Origin of the sequence: Brevundimonas sp. Leaf280 (genome assembly GCF_001422455.1) — a bacterium.
Taxonomy (GTDB): Bacteria; Pseudomonadota; Alphaproteobacteria; order Caulobacterales; family Caulobacteraceae; genus Brevundimonas.
Genome location: NZ_LMNC01000005.1, coordinates 76,499 through 92,716 on the forward strand (window position 1 = coordinate 76,499; position 16,218 = coordinate 92,716).

General features: G+C 66.9%; 18 protein-coding genes. 3 read left to right on the plus strand and 15 right to left on the minus strand.

Going from position 1 to position 16,218, the window contains the following annotated elements:
* Positions 1–2: 2 nt before the first annotated feature.
* The 5 genes from ASF31_RS10160 to ffh form a co-directional block, all read right to left on the minus strand.
* A complete protein-coding gene (locus ASF31_RS10160; protein ID WP_055754548.1) occupies positions 3–398 on the minus strand; it encodes a DUF3597 family protein in 396 nt (131 codons plus the stop codon).
* Between the two features lie 56 nt (positions 399–454).
* Entirely contained in the window at positions 455–1,171 is a 717-nt protein-coding gene (locus ASF31_RS10165; RefSeq protein WP_055754549.1) for a glutathione S-transferase N-terminal domain-containing protein, read from the minus strand.
* Positions 1,172–1,254: 83 nt separating this feature from the next.
* Positions 1,255–1,782: a ribosome maturation factor RimM gene (gene rimM / locus ASF31_RS10170; RefSeq protein ID WP_055754550.1), complete on the minus strand. Its 528-nt coding sequence runs from the start codon at positions 1,780–1,782 to the stop codon at positions 1,255–1,257.
* Between the two features lie 69 nt (positions 1,783–1,851).
* Entirely contained in the window at positions 1,852–2,403 is a 552-nt protein-coding gene (gene rpsP, locus ASF31_RS10175) for a 30S ribosomal protein S16 (protein WP_055754551.1), read from the minus strand.
* Between the two features lie 24 nt (positions 2,404–2,427).
* Positions 2,428–3,966, minus strand: coding sequence for a signal recognition particle protein (gene ffh / locus ASF31_RS10180; protein WP_055754552.1), 1,539 nt, complete (start codon positions 3,964–3,966; stop codon positions 2,428–2,430).
* A gap of 317 nt (positions 3,967–4,283) precedes the next feature.
* On the opposite strand from ffh, the gene ASF31_RS10185 reads away from it, so the two are divergent.
* Together ASF31_RS10185 and ASF31_RS10190 are read left to right on the plus strand one after the other, a co-directional pair.
* Positions 4,284–5,489, plus strand: coding sequence for a saccharopine dehydrogenase family protein (locus ASF31_RS10185; RefSeq protein ID WP_055754553.1), 1,206 nt, complete (start codon positions 4,284–4,286; stop codon positions 5,487–5,489).
* Between the two features lie 10 nt (positions 5,490–5,499).
* Positions 5,500–6,678, plus strand: coding sequence for a carboxynorspermidine decarboxylase (locus ASF31_RS10190; protein ID WP_235551312.1), 1,179 nt, complete (start codon positions 5,500–5,502; stop codon positions 6,676–6,678).
* Positions 6,679–6,717: 39 nt separating this feature from the next.
* Here ASF31_RS10190 and ASF31_RS10195 read toward each other — a convergent pair whose 3' ends face one another.
* From ASF31_RS10195 to ASF31_RS10225, 7 genes are all read right to left on the minus strand, one after another.
* On the minus strand, positions 6,718–8,094 hold the full coding sequence (locus ASF31_RS10195) for a S41 family peptidase (RefSeq protein ID WP_055754554.1): 1,377 nt from the start codon (positions 8,092–8,094) through the stop codon (positions 6,718–6,720).
* 139 nt (positions 8,095–8,233) lie between these two features.
* Positions 8,234–9,313, minus strand: a complete 1,080-nt coding sequence (locus ASF31_RS10200; RefSeq protein ID WP_045809528.1) for a murein hydrolase activator EnvC — start codon at positions 9,311–9,313, stop codon at positions 8,234–8,236.
* A gap of 1 nt (position 9,314) precedes the next feature.
* Complete coding sequence (gene rlmH / locus ASF31_RS10205) at positions 9,315–9,779, minus strand: 23S rRNA (pseudouridine(1915)-N(3))-methyltransferase RlmH (protein ID WP_055754555.1); 465 nt, start codon at positions 9,777–9,779, stop codon at positions 9,315–9,317.
* 4 nt (positions 9,780–9,783) lie between these two features.
* Complete coding sequence (gene rsfS / locus ASF31_RS10210) at positions 9,784–10,218, minus strand: ribosome silencing factor (protein ID WP_082064315.1); 435 nt, start codon at positions 10,216–10,218, stop codon at positions 9,784–9,786.
* A 144-nt stretch (positions 10,219–10,362) separates the two neighbouring features.
* A complete protein-coding gene (locus ASF31_RS10215) occupies positions 10,363–11,028 on the minus strand; it encodes a nicotinate-nucleotide adenylyltransferase (protein WP_055754694.1) in 666 nt (221 codons plus the stop codon).
* Positions 11,029–11,107: 79 nt separating this feature from the next.
* Positions 11,108–11,998: an alpha/beta fold hydrolase gene (locus tag ASF31_RS10220; protein ID WP_055754695.1), complete on the minus strand. Its 891-nt coding sequence runs from the start codon at positions 11,996–11,998 to the stop codon at positions 11,108–11,110.
* 2 nt (positions 11,999–12,000) lie between these two features.
* Positions 12,001–12,489 carry a Fur family transcriptional regulator gene (locus ASF31_RS10225; protein WP_017505514.1) on the minus strand — a complete coding sequence of 163 codons (489 nt, stop codon included), beginning with the start codon at positions 12,487–12,489 and terminating at the stop codon, positions 12,001–12,003.
* A gap of 117 nt (positions 12,490–12,606) precedes the next feature.
* Here ASF31_RS10225 and ASF31_RS10230 point away from each other — a divergent pair, with 117 nt between their 5' ends.
* Positions 12,607–13,389 (plus strand): SapC family protein, encoded by a 783-nt coding sequence (locus tag ASF31_RS10230; RefSeq protein ID WP_055754556.1) that lies wholly within the window; start codon positions 12,607–12,609, stop codon positions 13,387–13,389.
* Between the two features lie 60 nt (positions 13,390–13,449).
* Here the strand turns inward: ASF31_RS10230 and ASF31_RS10235 are convergent, their stop codons facing one another.
* The 3 genes from ASF31_RS10235 to ASF31_RS10245 all read right to left on the minus strand — a co-directional run bounded on the left by ASF31_RS10235 (position 13,450) and on the right by ASF31_RS10245 (position 16,038).
* Complete coding sequence (locus ASF31_RS10235; protein WP_017505512.1) at positions 13,450–13,857, minus strand: acyl dehydratase; 408 nt, start codon at positions 13,855–13,857, stop codon at positions 13,450–13,452.
* 15 nt (positions 13,858–13,872) lie between these two features.
* Positions 13,873–14,904, minus strand: a complete 1,032-nt coding sequence (locus ASF31_RS10240) for an NADP-dependent oxidoreductase (protein WP_055754557.1) — start codon at positions 14,902–14,904, stop codon at positions 13,873–13,875.
* Between the two features lie 339 nt (positions 14,905–15,243).
* Positions 15,244–16,038 carry a response regulator gene (locus ASF31_RS10245; protein ID WP_026108480.1) on the minus strand — a complete coding sequence of 265 codons (795 nt, stop codon included), beginning with the start codon at positions 16,036–16,038 and terminating at the stop codon, positions 15,244–15,246.
* Positions 16,039–16,218 lie beyond the last annotated feature (180 nt).

Genomic DNA, 16,218 nt, shown 5'->3' on the forward strand with positions numbered 1-16,218 from the left:
GGCTAGTCGCGCAGCGAAGCCGGGACCTGACCACCGTTTTCGGCCAGCTTCTTCCAGACGGCCTTGGACAGGGCGATGTTCTGTTCGGCCGAGCCGTGCTCGCCGGCGTGGACGTTCAGTTCCTCGGCCAGCTCCTTACGGGCGGCCAAGCTGGAATCCAGGTCCAGCAGCTTCAGCAGGTCGACGATCGAGGTGCGCCAGTTGCCGCCGCCGCCCTTGGACGCCGCCAGATCGCTGAGGACCGCCTCGACATCGACGGGCGGCAAGGCCGGCGCGGCGGTCGGGGCAGGCGCAGCGCTGGGCGCAGGAATTCCGGCCGTCGAGGCCGGCGGCGGAACGGGGGCCGCCTTCGGCTTGTGGCCCGTGATCTTGTTCCAGATAGAAGAGAAGATGCCCATCGGTCGCGCTCCTGTTGGTGTGAGCAGACAACGCGACCGACGGGGCGAGGTTCAGATCAGTCGCGCGCCGGGATGTTGAGGCCGCGCTGGACCGCGGGGCGGGCCAAGCCGCGCTCCAGCCAGGCGGCGACGCGCGGGAAGTCGGCGAAGCCGACGATTTCGCCCGCTTCGTAGAAGCCGATCAGGTTGCGGACCCAGCCCAGGGTGGCGACATCGGCGATGGAATAGTCGCCGACAAGCCAGTCGCGGGGCTCTCCCCCGTCGTTGGCGAGCCGCGTCTCCAGCACGCCCAGCAGGCGGCGGCTTTCGGCGACGTAGCGGTCGCGCGGGCGCTTGTCCTCGTATTCCTTGCCCGCGAAGCGGTGGAAGAAACCCAGCTGGCCGAACATCGGGCCGATCGCGCCCATCTGGAACATGACCCACTGGATCGTCTCGTAGCGGGTCGCCGGGTCGGCCGAGAGCAGTTTGCCGGTCTTTTCCGCCAGATAAATCAGGATGGCGCCGGATTCGAACAGGGCCAGCGGCTGTCCGTTCGGGCCGTTGGGATCGAGGATGGCGGGGATCTTGCCGTTGGGGTTCAGCGACAGAAACTCCGGCCCCCAGGTCTCGTTTTTGGTGATGTCGATCAGGTGCGGCTCATAGGCCAGGCCGACCTCCTCCAGCATGATCGAGACCTTCACCCCATTGGGCGTCGGCAGGGAATACAGCTGGATGCGATCGGGGTGCTGGGCCGGCCAGCGTTGCGTGATCGGGAAGGCGGACAAGTCGGTCATGGGTGCGGCCTCGGCTATTGCGATAGGCCTATGTCGGCGCCGTTCGGCCCATCCGCAACACCGACGGGAGCGGTGACGAGACTTCAGTCCGGCTCGCGCTCGCCCACCTCGGTCGGCGGCACGGCCAGAAGCCAGCCGTCGGCCAGGTGCAGTTCCGGCGTCGCTTCCTTGGTGAACGGCAGATACCAGGTCGGGCCGCCGGCGGCGGGCGCGATCTCCAGCATGTCGTCGGCGCCGAAGTTCTGGACCGATTTCACCGTGCCCATGACCGCGCCCCCCATATCGCGAACCTGAACGCCCAAGAGGTCGGCGAGGTAGAATTCGTCCTCGTCCGGCTCGGGGAACCGAGCGCGAGGGACGTGCAGCTTCAGGCCGCGCAGGGCGTCGGCCTGTTCCTTGGACGTGATCTCCTTGGCCCGGCCAACGACGCCGTTCTTGTCGGGCCGCGTCGAGGTCAGGGTCAGGGCCACGGTCCCGTCGGCGCGCAGCAGAGGGCCATAGGCGGTCAGGGCCAGGGGGTCGGCGGTGAAGGCGGTCACCCGCACCTCGCCCCGCACGCCAAAGCCGCCGCCGACCTGGCCGACGAGGATCAATCTGCTGTCCGTGGTCATGCGTGTTCTTAACCCATGAAAAAGGCGGCGTCGAAAGACGCCGCCCTGATCATCGTCAAACCGAAAGGCTTAGCCTTCGGCCTTTTCCTCGGTCGCTTCAGCAGCCGGGGCTTCCTCGGCGGCGGCGTCAGCGGCCGGAGCCTCTTCGGCAGGCGCTTCTTCAGCAGCGGGAGCGTTCTTGGCGGCTTCGGCGGCGGCGGCGGCCTCTTCCTTGGCGCGGGCGGCGGCTTCGGCAGCCTCGACCTTGGCGGCGGCTTCGGCTTCCAGGCGGTCGGCTTCGCGCTGGGCGCGTTCAGCGGCGCGCTCTTGCGCCTTCTTGCCCGGAGCGCCCTTGTTCGGGTTGTTCGACTGCGTCCACTTGACCTTCTGGCCCAGGGTCTCGTCCTGCGACAGGAAGCGGGCGACGCGGTCGGTCGGCTGGGCGCCCTTGCCGAGCCATTCGGCGATGCGCTCGACCTTCAGGGCGACGCGCGGGGTGGCGCCGTCCTTGGGCAGCATCGGGTTGTAGCTGCCGACCTTCTCGATGAACTTGCCGTCGCGGGGCGAGTGCGAGTCGGCGATGACAATGTGGTAGTAGGGGCGCTTCTTGGCGCCGCCGCGGGCCAGACGAATCTTCAGCATTTCAGGTCTCTTTCTAGGAAGTCGTTATTTCTTGGGAGGGAAGCCCGGCAGGCCAGGAAGACCTCCCGGAAGTTGTCCGCCGCCCAGTCCGGCGAGCCGGTCCTGGATGGCTTTCAGATCGTCGGCGGAGGGTTCGGCCATCTTGCCGCCGCCCAGCGCCTTGAGGCGGGCCATGTCGGGGCCGCCGCCGCCCATTCCGGGCATGCCGCCGCCGCCGAGACCGCCCAGCATGGCGGCCATCTGCTGCATCTTCTTGGGCCCGCCGCGCGCCATCGACTTGACCACGTCGGCCATCTGGCGGTGCTGTTTCAGAACCCGGTTCACGTCCTGCACATCAACGCCGGCGCCGGCGGCGATCCGCTTCTTGCGCGAGGCGTTCAGCAGATCGGGCTTCTTGCGCTCGGCCTTGGTCATCGAGGAGATGATGGCTTCCTGACGCAGAATCATGCGGTCGTCGATGCCGCTCTCGGCCATCTGACCCTTCATCTTGGCCACGCCGGGCAGCATGCCCATGATGCCCTGAAGCCCGCCCATCCGCTTCATCTGCTGAAGCTGACCGGCCAAGTCATCCAGATCAAACTGACCCTTGGCCAGTTTGCGGGCCATCTTCTCGGCCTTGGCCTGATCCAGATCCTGGCTGGCTTTTTCGACCAGGGCGACGATATCGCCCTGACCCAGGATGCGGCCGGCGACGCGGCGGGCGTCGAACACGTCCAGCGCATCGACCTTTTCGCCGGCGCCCAGATATTTGATCGGCAGGCCGGTGACGGCCCGCATCGACAGCATGGCGCCGCCGCGACCGTCGCCGTCGGCGCGGGTCAAGACGAGGCCGGTCAGGGGCAGGCGCTCGTGGAAGGCCTTGGCGGTGCGAACGGCGTCCTGGCCGGTCAGGCTGTCGGCGACCAGCAGGGTCTCGACGGGCTTGGCGATGTCGGCGACCTCGGCCACCTCGTTCATCAGCCCTTCGTCCAGGGTGATGCGGCCGGCGGTGTCGAGGATCAGGACGTCGAAACCCTGAAGCTTGGCCGATTGCAGCGCCCGGCGCGTGATCTGGACCGCGCTCTCGCCCGCCACGATCGGCAGGGTGGCGACCTCGATCTGCTTGCCCAGGGTGGCCAGCTGTTCCATCGCGGCCGGACGACGCGTGTCCAGCGAGGCCATCATGACCTTTTTGCGATCGAACTTGGTCAGGCGTAGCGCCAGCTTGGCCGAAGTCGTGGTCTTGCCCGAGCCCTGAAGGCCGGCCATCAGCACCACGGCGGGCGGATTGGCGCTGGTGTTCAGCGGGACCGGCTCTTCGCCGCCCAGCATCTCGATCAGGCCGTCATAGACGATCTTGACCACCTGATCGGCCGGCTTGACCGAACGGATAACCTCTTCGCCCGTCGCGCGCTCGGTGGCGAAGGCGATGAATTCCTTGACGACCGGCAGGGCGACGTCGGCCTCGAGCAGGGCCACGCGCACTTCGCGCATCGCCTCGGCGACATCCTTTTCGGACAGGGCGCCGCGCCCGGTGATCCGGTCAAAGACGCCTGTCAGCCGCTCGTTCAGAGCCTCGAACATTCACTACCTCATGGCGACGGGTGAAACGGCTCCATACGACAACGGCCCCCGGCGACGATCACGTCGGCGGAGGGTTCTCGCCCACCTCGTTCTCTCCTCGGAGAGCTGTCGTGTGGGTGGAGACGCGAGGTTCACTTGCGTCGGAAGCGGCGGCTTATGGCGGAAAAACCTTACAAAGGCAACCGGAGCGATCCGGTCACGCTATAAGAGCCAATATCGGCGCAGGGATTTAGCGGATTGTCATCATCGTGCTAAGAGCCGCGCCCTTTATAGGGGCGGCGCTGTCGCCAGGGTTTCAGACTTCGGGAGAAGCACAGATGAGCAAGGTGCTGGTTATCGGCGCGGGCGGCGTCAGTTCGGTGGCCGTCCACAAGATGGCGATGAATGCGGACATCTTCTCGCATATCACCCTGGCGAGCCGCACCAAGTCCAAGTGCGACGCGATCGCGCAATCCGTGAAGTCGCGTTTTGGCGTCACCATCGACACGGCCAAGATCGACGCCGACGACGTGGCGGCGACCACCGCCCTGATCAAACAGGTTCAGCCCGCGCTGGTCGTGAACCTGGCCCTGCCCTACCAGGACCTGTCGATCATGGACGCCTGCCTGGCCGCCGGCGTCGACTATCTGGACACCGCCAACTACGAGCCGCGCGACGAGGCCAAGTTCGAGTACAAGTGGCAGTGGGCCTATCAGGACCGTTTCAAGGACGCCGGCCTGATGGCTCTGCTGGGTTCGGGCTTCGATCCCGGCGTGACCTCGGTCTTCGCGACCTACACCAAGAAGCACCTGCTGGATTCCATCGAGACGCTGGACATCCTGGACTGCAACGGCGGCGACACGGGCCTGCCGTTCGCGACCAACTTCAACCCCGAGATCAACCTGCGCGAAGTGACCGCACCGTCGCGTCACTGGGAAAACGGCCAGTGGGTCGAAGGCCCGGCGCTGAGCCACAAACAGACCTTCGACTTCGAGGGCGTGGGTCCCAAGAACATGTACCTCATGTACCATGAGGAGCTGGAATCGCTGGCGAAATTCTATCCCGAGATCAAGCGCATCCGCTTCTGGATGACCTTCGGCGACAGCTATCTGAAGCACCTCGAAGTGCTGGAAAACATCGGCATGACCTCCATCGAGCCGATGATGTTCCAGGGCCGCGAGATCATCCCGATCGAGTTCCTGAAGGCCCTGCTGCCGGAACCGTCGTCGCTGGGTCCGATCACCAAGGGCAAGACCAATATCGGCACCATCGCCACGGGCGTGAAGGACGGCGTGGCCAAGACGGTCTACGTCAACAACATCTGCGACCACCAGGAAGCCTATGCCGAGACCGGCAACCAGGCCGTCAGCTACACCACCGGCGTCCCCGCCATGATCGGCGCGGCCCTGATGCTGACCGGGCAGTGGAAGGGCGCGGGCGTGTTCAACATGGAACAGCTGGATCCCGATCCCTTCATGGACATGCTGAACAAGCACGGCCTGCCGTGGAAGGTTCAGGACCTGGACGCCCCTCTCGACTTCTAAGGCTCAGACCATGGCCATGCAGACCCAAGCCGGCGGACCGGGCGCCTTCGCCCGGTTCGATCTGAACCGCGTCCCGTCGCCCGCCTTCGTGGTGGACGAGGCGGCGGTGCGTCGCAACCTGTCGGTCCTGAAGGACGTAGGCGCTCGCGGAAACGCGCGGGTTCTGCTGGCCCTCAAGGCCTTTTCCATGTGGTCGCTGGCCGACGTCGTTGGGGAATACCTCGACGGCGTCTGCGCCTCGGGCCTATGGGAGGCGCGGCTGGCGCGGGAGTTCTATCAGGGCCACCTGACCACCTATTCGCCGGCCTACAAGCCGGCGGACCTGCCCGAAATCCTGCGTCTGTCGGACACGATCATCTTCAACGCCCCGGACCAGATCGCCCGGTTCGCCGATGCAATCGCCACGGCCCGCGCCGAGGGCGAGACGTTCGACATCGGCCTGCGGCTGAACCCCGAGCATTCCGAGGCCGAGGTCGCCAAATACGATCCCTGCCAGTTCGGATCCCGCCTGGGTTTCCCGGTGTCGCAACTGAAGCCGAAACATCTGGACGGCGTCGACGGCCTGCACATCCATGCCTTGTGCGAACAGGGCTTCGAGCCGCTGGAGCGGATCTGGGCGGCGGTGGAGCCGACGCTGGCGCCGCTGCTGTCCGACCTGAAATGGATCAACCTGGGCGGCGGGCACCATGTCACGCGGGCCGATTACCGGCGCGACGACCTGGCCGCCTTCCTGCGCCGGCTGGGCGAGATGCATGGGCTTGAGGTCTATATCGAGCCGGGCGAGGCTGTGGCGCTGGACGCCGGCATACTGATCGGCGAGGTGCTGGACACCTTCGACAACGGCATCGCGGTCGCCATCACCGACATCTCCGCGACCTGCCACATGCCCGATGTGATCGAGGCGCCCTATCGTCCGGCCATGCTGAACGAAGGCGAGACAGGCGTGACCTATCGCCTGGGCGGGCCGTCGTGCCTGGCGGGCGACATCATCGGCGACTACGTCTTCGAGACGGCGCCGACGGCGGGGACGCGGATCGCGTTTCTGGACCAGGCCCACTATTCGATGGTGAAGACCAACACCTTCAACGGCGTGCCGCTGCCGTCCATCGTGCTGTGGAACAGCGAGACGGATGCGCTGAAGATCGTGCGAGAGTTCGATTACTCCGAGTTCCGCGACCGTCTGTCGTAGGCGCAAGAAAAAGGGCGGCTCGCGCCGCCCTTCCATGTCCTATTCTTCCTTCGGTTCGTCCGCCGCCGGCTCGGCGTCGGGCTTGGGCTCGGAGCCTGGCTCGGTGACGACGATGCCTTCGGGCGCAGCCGACAGTTTCGTCAGGTCGCCGCCGGCGCGCAGCACGTCCAGCGCCCGTTCCAGCTGATAGTCTTTTTCCTTGTCGAAGCTCTCGCCGGGGGCTTCACGCGGCGTGTGCGGGCCCTTGCGCTCGGCGCCGATGGAGGCGTCCAGCGCCGTGGCGTAGGCGGCCTCGGAATAGATGAAGCTTGAGCGCGAGACGATGCGCGCCTCGGCCTCCGAACGCGCCACCTCCAGGTCCGGCTCGATGCCGATCTTCTGGATCGAGGCGCCCGACGGGGTGTAGTAGCGCGCGGTCGTGATCGACAGTGCGCCGTCCTGGCCCTGACGCAGCGGAATCACCGTCTGGACCGAGCCCTTGCCGAAGCTGGTCAGGCCGACCACGGTCGCGCGCTGATGATCCTTCAGGGCGCCGGCGACGATTTCCGACGCCGAGGCCGAGCCATAGTTGACCAGCACCACCAGCGGCAGGCCGCCGGTGATGTCGCCGGGCTTGGCGGAATAGCGCTGGATCTGCTCGGGCTTGCGGCCCCGCTGGCTGACGATCTCGCCGCGTTCCAGGAAGGCGTCGGACACATCAATGGCGGCGTTCAGCAGGCCCCCGCCATTGTTGCGCAGATCAAGTACATAGCCCTTCACGCCCGGCTTCTCGGCCTTGATCTTGGCGATGGCCTCGTTCAGCTCGCGGCCGGTGTTTTCGTTGAAGGTCGAGACGCGCAGATAACCGAAGTCGCCCTCGACCCGGCCTGTGACCGACTGAACCTTGATGACCTCGCGGGTCAGGGTCACTTCCAGCGGGTCGGAGCCGTCGCGCAGGAAGGTCACCTTGACGCTGGTGCCCACGGCGCCGCGCAGCTTCTCGGACACCTGGCTGACCGTCAGGCCCGCCGCGTTCTGGCCCTCGATCGAAGAGATCACGTCGCCCGCCTGGACCCCGGCCTTGGCGGCGGGACTGTCGTCCATCGGCGAGATGACCTTCACCATGCCGCCGTCGGCGCTGATGGTCAGGCCGACGCCCGAATACTGGCCCTCGGTGCGCTCGCGCAGGTCATCGTAGTTGGAGGGCGGCAGATAGTTGGAGTGAGGGTCCAGCGCCGTCATCATGCCGGCCAGCGCGGCCTCGATCAGCTTCTTGTTGTCGACCGGGACGACGTAGGCCTGCTCGACGATGCCCACCACGTCGCCGAACAGCTCCAGCATGCGGAAGGTTTCGTTTCGCGGGGTCTGGCTGCTGACAGCAGCGGCGGATCCGCCGAGCACCAGAGCGGCGCAGCCGACGAGGAGCAGTTTACGCATTCGGTCTCTTTCGGTCGGGCCGATCACTGTGGGCGCCCGTGGGAAGGTTAAGGCCCCGTCGTCACGACCAAATCGTGGCGACGCGGCGTCCCGCCGATAAAATCAGCGTCAGACGAGAATGCAAAGGACTATTGCGGGTTCAACGCAACCACGGTCCCGGATCGATCGGCCGTTCGTCGCGACGCAGTTCGAAATAGACATCGCCGTCCGGGCCGCTGCGCCCCAGGGTCTGGCCGTCCGAGACCCGGGCGTCCGGGCCGACATCGACGCTTTCCAAGCCGGCGATGACGGCGCGCCAGCCGGGCCCGAGGTCCAGCACCACGACATTGCCCCACCCCGTCAGCGGTCCGGCGTATGCGACTTTGGCGTCGGCGGGCGCGGTGACGGCCGCGCGGTCCGCCCGCCAGCGCCAGCCAGAGGTTCCAGCGCCCCAGGTCTGGCTGGGCGCGCCGGCGACGGGCGAACTGAGGCGGCCGCGTCCGGCCGGAAGGCGAGCGGTCGGCGTCTCTTCGGCCTGGGTGGTCGGGACCGCGCCGCCCAGTTCGCGAATGCGGCGCTCCAGCACGGCGGCGGCGCGTTCGGCGGCGCGGGCCTCAGCGTTCAGGACGGCGGTCAGGGCGGTCTTGCGCGCCGTCAGCCCCTCGATCTCTCCGCGCCGGTCGCCTTGCTCGCTCTCGGTCGTCAGCAGTCGCTCCGAGGACAGGACGGCGAGGCGGCGGATGCGCATGATCTCGGCCTGACGGGCGGCCAGCACCTTGGCGCGGCTTTCCAGATCCGGCGTCATGGCCTTGAGCAGGATGGAGGCGCGCACCGTGTCGATGGCCTTGTCGGCGGGCACCAGCAAGGGCGGCGGCGGGCGGCGGCTCATCATCTGCAGCGCGCTGAGCAGACGCCCCTGGGCGCCGCGCTCACGCGCCAGGTCCGTGACCAGTTCGGCCTCGCGTTCGGTCAGTTGCTGGAGCCGGGCGCGCTGATCGTCGATCTGACGGTCGCCGGTCTGTTCGTCGGCCCGCAGCGAGGCCAGGCGGCGCTCCAACTGAGCCAGTTCGGTCTTGGCGGCGTCGGCGTCGGCGCGCAGACGACGGGCGCGCACCGTCTCGTCGCGGTATTCGGCCTGGATGCGCGACAGTTCGCTCTCGGGCGCTTGTCGGCTCATCGCCGGGGCGGCGCAGACGAAACCCGTCAGCAGGGCCAGCGATAAGGGTATGGCGCGACGCATGTCAGTCGCGATGATAGGGCGATCCGGCCAGGATGGTCACGGCCCGATACAGCTGTTCGGCCAGCATGGCGCGCGCCAGGGCGTGGGGCCAGGTCTGGGGACCGAAGGCCAGGGTCGAGGACGCAGCGTCGCGCACGCTGGCGTCCAGCCCGTCCGCCCCGCCGATAGCGAAGACCAGGCGACGCTCGCCCTGATCCCGCAGTTTGGCGATGTGGTCGGCGAAGGCGCGCGAGGAATAGGTCTTTCCCCGTTCGTCGCAGGCGATCAGGTGCGCGCCCTCTGCGGCAGCCAAGATCAACTCAGCCTCCGGCGCCTTGCCGGGTCTGCGAGCTTCCAGATCGACCAGTTCGAGGGGACCGAGGCCAAGCGCGCGTCCCGACAGGGTGGCGCGCTTGGCGTAGTCGTCGGCGAGCGTCGCTTCAGGCCCCCGGCCCGGTCGGCCGATGGCGACGATGCTCAGCTTCATGGTGTCAGTCGCGGACCATGCGGTGAGCGGAATCGACCGCCCAGATTTTTTCGATGTTGTAGAAGGTGCGCACTTCCGGACGGAACAGGTGCACGATCACATCGCCGGCGTCGATCAGAACCCAGTCGCAGTGCGGCAGGCCCTCGACCTTGGCCTTGCCGAGGCCCTGTTCCTTGAGCGTGCGCAGCAGGTGGTCAGCGATGGCGCCGACGTGACGGTGCGAACGACCGGACGCCACGATCATGGTGTCGGCCATGGCGCTTTTGCCCTTCAGGTCGATCAGGACCATGTCCTGGGCCTTGTCCTCGTCGAGGCGGCTCAGCAGGGCTTCTTCCAGCGGCGTGGAGCCGACGGGGCGGGGAGCGGAATCGTCGAAGCCGCGCGGGGAGGCGTCGGATTCAAAGCCGTCTTCGGAATGGAGAGGTTCGATAGGGTCCATCTCGTGCGCCGTATTCGAGACGGCGGCGTCTTGCGTATCATACGCGGGCGAGGGGGTCAGCGGAGGGCTCCGGGAGCGTTGACTAAAGAAGCCCTCTAGCACGGATGGGCCGCAACGTGAACCGCCGCCCGAATCATCCGGCGATCACGAGGTCGCGCGCACGCCTGCGCAGGTCCTGATCGCCGTGGACGACAGGGGGTTGAGCGGCGCCGTCAGATAGGTCCAGGCGGGCGCTTGAAGCGTCGGCAGGAGCCCCGCCTGCTGAGCCGGAATGCGGAAACCGGCGAAGCGGGCGGCGGCCGGCGCCGTGCGGCTGTCCAGCAGCGAACCTGGCCGGGCGATGACCGCCACCGGCATCAGCCGCATGATGTCGGTCCAGCCTCTCCAGCGGTGGAAGCTGGCCAGATTGTCCGACCCCATCAGCCAGACGAAATGCACGCCGGGATGCCGCGCGACCAGAAGGCGCAGGGTGTCGACCGTCCAAGCGACGCCGGCCCGGCTCTCGAAATCCGAGACGATCATAGACGGACCATGCGCATGCTGGCGCGCCGAGGCCATGCGGTCCGCCAGCGGCGCGCTGTGACGGGCGTCCTTCAACGGGTTCTGCGGCGAGACCAGCCAGACGACCCGGTCGAGATCCAGACGTCGCATGGCGGTCTCGGCGACATGGGCGTGACCGTCGTGGGCGGGATTGAAGGAGCCGCCGAACAGGCCGACCTTCATGCCTGGAGCAAGGATCAAACCGTCGCGCAGCGCCCCGGAGCGGGGGCCGGCGCCTTTGGGCGCGGGACCGGCGTGGAAGAAGGACAAGCGGCGTCTCGGGCGGCGGGCGTTATGCTCAGCGGCGCCCTTATAGCGCGCGCCCATGCTCCGCCTACAGAATTCGTTCTCAGACGGCGGCGTCGAACAGGGCGTCGCGCGCCACGTCAGCATGGGTCATGGGGAACAGGTGTCCGCCGCCGGACACGACCTCGACCGAGACATTGGGCAGGCCGCGGGGCTGAACCGGCACATGGGTCAGGGCGCCGTATTCGGCTTTGAGGATGCGAACCGGCCCGGGATAGCGTTTCATGGCCCGCCACGGATCGTGCGCCTGGGCTGCGTAGTTGGCCGCCTCCCAGGCCGGCGCGGCGGTCAGGCTGAACCCGCCGTCGCCTTCGCTCAGGCCTTCGGAAAGATAGTCGGCCAGAACCATGTCGGGCCAACCCTTGAACGCGCCGCGCCCGCGATAGGCGGCCATGGCCTGTTCGCGGCTGTCGAACTGGCTGCGACGGCGCAGGGTGGCCTTGGCAATGGGGATCGCCTTCATCAGCTTGTGGGCGAAGGGCAGGTTGAAGGCGAAGACCGCCGAGCGTTTCCAGATCACCGGATCGAACAGCACCAGGCTGGACACCCGATCCGGCAGGACGGCGGCCGCCAGAAGCGAGGCCGTGCCGCCCATCGAATGGCCGGCCATGACCACGGGCGGGCCGTCGATGGCCTCCAGCAGCGCCAGCAGGTCGTCGCGGTGGTCCAGCCAGCTGGTCTTGGGCCGCGCGAAGGTCGGCAGCGCCGATCGGCCGTGGCCGCGCAGATCCGGCGCCCAGATCCGCAAGGACGCCGACAGCGGCGACAAGAGGCTGCGGTAGGTGGCGGCGTTGAAGCCGTTGGCGTGAGAAAAGATCAGGTCGACCGGCCGGTTCGGATCGCCGAAATCCAGCACGGCCATCTCGCCGGCGCCCCAGCGATTGTCGATCGGCACGGACAGGCGACGCGGTGGGGACATCAACGCCGCATCCATGGTCATGCGACGTCGCGACAGGCGGCGCAGCGACCATGCGCTTCGATCGTCGTGCGGGCGATGGCGTAGCCGGCGGCTGAGGCGGCGGCGTTCATGGCGCTCTGGTCGGGGCCGCTGACCTCGCGCGTCGCGCCGCAGCAGTCGCAGATCAGGAAGGCGGCCGCGTGGGCGGCCTCGCCATCGTCGGTGCAGGCGACATAGGCGCTGATGGAAGCGATGCGGTGGACCATGCCCAGCCGTTCCAGAAACTCCAGCGCCCGATAGACGGTCGGCGGCTTGGCGGCTTGGCCGTCTTCGCCGAAGCGTGCGATCAGATCGTAGGCCTTCACCGGCTCGCCGCTTTCCAGCAGCAGGGCCAGGACGCGCCGGCGCTGGGCGGTCATCCGCTCGCCCTGCTGGACCGCGCGCGCCTCGGCCGCCGCCAGGGCGCGGTCCAGCGCCCCGCCGTTCAGGCCGGAATGGTCATGGTCGTGATCGCAGGCGGAACCCATACGCCACAGCTAATGGCTGGCGACCCCCACTGCAACCGACGCATCGCGGGTTTGCCGGTTGCGCGGCGTTGGGCTAGAAGGCGCGCCTCCGATCTTTAACCAGAGCGTCCTCGCTTCATGACCGACACGAACAATTCGCCGCTTGAAGGCAACGTCCTCTTCTACACCAACCCCGAACCGCTGGATCAGAGCGTCCACGGCGGCCTGGGCGTGAACCCGAGCGACAAGCCCTACGCCTTCGTGGCCCAGACCAATATCGTGCCGCTGACGGTCACCGAATTCTCGGCCGCCGCCCTGTCCTATCCGATCATCTTCACCGGCGATAACCGCCAGCCGGTCGCCGTGATGGGCCTGAGCTCCAACGAGAACCTGTTCGTCGCGCCCGACGGCGAGTTCCGCGCCGACGCCTATGTGCCAGCCTATGTGCGCCGCTATCCGTTCGTCTTCGCCGACGACAAGCAGAACCAGCGCCTGATCCTGTGCATCGACCGCGGCGCGTCGATCGTCGCCGAAGGCGGCCAGAACCCGCTGTTCGTCGACGGCCAGCCCAGCGACTACACGAACATGGCGATGGAGTTCTGCAACAACTTCGAACAGGAGCGCCAGCGCACAGAGGGCTTCGTCGCCTTGGTCAAGGATTTGGACCTGCTGGACATCCGCGAAGCCCACTTCACGCCGCGCAATCCCGACGGCACGCCGGGTCAGCCGCAGAAGCTGGCCGAATACTATGCGGTGTCGGAAGACAAGCTGCGCGCCCTGCCCGCCGAGAAGCTGGTCGAGCTGCGCGACAACGGCGCCCTGGGCCAGATCTACGCCCACCTGGTGTCGCTGGTCGGATGGGACCGCCTGATCGCCATGGCCGTGATGCGTCAGGCCCAGGCCCCGACCTCGGTCAACTAAGACCCGTCTGTCGACGATCGATCAACGCCCCGCCGGTTCGCCGGCGGGGCGTTTGTCGTTTCAGCGGCGCGAGAACAGCGCCCGGGTCAGGCAGGAAAAGACCAGACGCCCGGCCTCGTCCAGAAGGTCATGCGAGGCGATGACGATGCCCTTGTCGTCTCCGACCGGATCCTTGCCCATCACCGTCATGCGACCCCGCAGCAGTTCGCCCGCCGGGGGATTGCGCATGTAACGCAGCCCATCGACGGCCAGGACCTTGGTCTGGGCCCAGCCGCCGGACTTGTCGGCCGCGAGACGGCTCCACAACACATAGACCATGGCGTCCGGCGCGCCGTAGGCCACGTCCCAGCCCGGCGAGAACCGCTCGATGAAGACGTCCAGCGCCCCCTGATCGACCGCACAGGCGCCCAGCGGCACGACCTGCCCCACCTCCAGGTCTTCGAAATGGACGTGCAGCGGATCGCTCATGCGCAGACCTTGGGTTCAGGCGGGTTCTTCGGAAACGCGAACCAGCAGCTTGCCGTCGTGATCGCCGGTGAACAAGCGATTCAACGATCCCACCGCGCCTTCCAGCCCGTCGTCGACGTGAACCTTCCACTTCACCCGGCCGTCCGCCAGCCACGGGCCCATTTCCGCGACCATCTCGCGAGCGCGCGGGGCGTAGTCCAGAACCAGGAAGCCCTGGACGTGCAGGCGATGGGTGATGATGCGCGCGAAGTTCGGCGACGGCGGCGCCTTGGTCGCATTGTAGGAGGACACCAGGCCGCAGACCGCCATCCGTCCGTGGACCTTCAGCCGGTTGAAGACCGCGATCATGATGTCGCCGCCGACATTCTCGAAGTTCAGATCGACGCCGTCGGGGGCCAGACGGTCCAGCGCCTCACCGACATCCTCGTTCTTGTAATCGATAGCCGCGTCGAAGCCGAGTTCGTCGGTCAGCCAGGCGCACTTTTGCGGGCCGCCCGCGATGCCGATGACGCGGCACCCGCGCTGTTTGGCGATCTGCCCCGCGATGGAGCCGACCGCCCCGGCGGCGGCCGAGATGACGATGGTCTCGCCTTCCTTGGCCTTCAACACATCGGTGACGCCGAAATAGGCGGTCAGACCGGTCATGCCGAGCACGGACATATTGGCCGTCAGCGGCAGGCCTGGCGCACGGTGGACCGGGCGAAGACCGCCTTCCGGCACGACCGCATAGTCGGCCCAGCCGCCCGAGGTCGGCATGACGACATCGCCGGCCTTGAAGCGGCTGGATCGCGAGGCTTCGACCACGCCCAGGGTCAGTCCGCGCATGACCTCGCCCAGGCCGACCGGCGGCAGATAGCCCTCGGAATCGTTCATCCAGGTGCGATTGGTCGGGTCCAGCGACAGATAGACGGTGCGGACCAGCACCTCGTTCTCCTTCAGATCAGGGATGGCCGTCTCGACCAGTTCCAGATCGCCGGGCTGGATCAGGCCCTTGGGACGCTGGCGCAGCACCCATTGACGGTTCGTCTTGCCGATTGTCGAAGCCATTGGCGTCTCTCCGTGCGTTTTCTTTGGCCACCATCTTGGCCGCGACGGGGGCCTCGGTCGAGGTGTGCGCCAAGAAAAAAGCGACCCTTGCGGATCGCTTTGAAGTGGCATCATCGAGAATGAGGCGCGGAGGCGGCATGATCAGCTTTCGCAGATCAAGTCGGGGGGCGTCGCCGCCTCCACGGACCGATAACGACGGCGCCTGAAGCCGGTTCCCGACCTCGATCGCCTTTTTTTTGCGCCTTCGTACTTTCGCCCATCGATGCTGGCGCAAAACAAAGAAAAGGCCTCGATCCCGAGGGACCGAGGCCGATCTTGGCGCCCGAAGGAGACCGCGTTTTAAGCGGCTTCTTTCTGGCGTGACGGGTGGAAGAACAGCGCCTGGCTGATCGCCGCCTTCACCGTTTCCGGCTGGAAGGGCTTGGTGATCAGGAAGGTCGGCTCAGGGCGCTCGCCGGTCAGCAGGCGTTCCGGGAAGGCGGTAATGAAGATCACCGGCACGTCCATGGTCTTCAGGATATCCTTGACCGCATCGATGCCCGACGAGCCGTCGGCCAGTTGGATGTCGGCCAGAACCAGGCCCGGCTTGTGGCGGGCGACGGCGTCGATCGCCTCGTCGTGCGTCGTGGCGGTGCCGGTGACGCGGTGACCCAGTTCCGTGACCAGGCTCTGGATATCGGCAGAGATGATGGCCTCGTCTTCGATGACCAGAACATCGGTGGCCAGTTCGGCGTCGATGTCGGCCTGGGCGTCGGCGATCAGACGCTCCACGTCGCGCGGATCGGCGGACAGGATCTGCGCGGCTTCCGAAGGGGTGAAGCCTTCAAGGGCCGTCAGCAGGAAGGCCTGACGGGAGCGCGGCGCGATGCGCAGCAGACGCTGCGAGGCGTCGCTGCCCGTGGTTTCCAGCGTGCCGGTTTCCAGTTGCGCGCCGGTCGAGGACCAGATGGCGTGGAAGACATGATAAAGGGCGACCCGCGGCGTCATGTCAGCCGACAGTTGCTGTTCGCCGGCCGCCAGGGCCTCCAGAGCGACACGGACATAGTTGTCGCCCGTGGATTGATCGCCGGTCAGGGCGCGTGCGTAACGGCGCACATAAGGAAGATGCGGCGCGAGTCTGGCCAGAAGGCTCATTCAGATAGTCCCCGACAAATCACAGCCCGACCGGCAAGGCAGGGCGTTATAGCCAGCTTAAACGTCACATTCGCATCACGGTTCCGCCGCCGCGAACAAGCTTTAGCATTAAAAGCCGTTCATGCAGGAACCCCGCCGGTCTGATGACGTTTGAGACCGACATCTCTTCGCGATGACAGT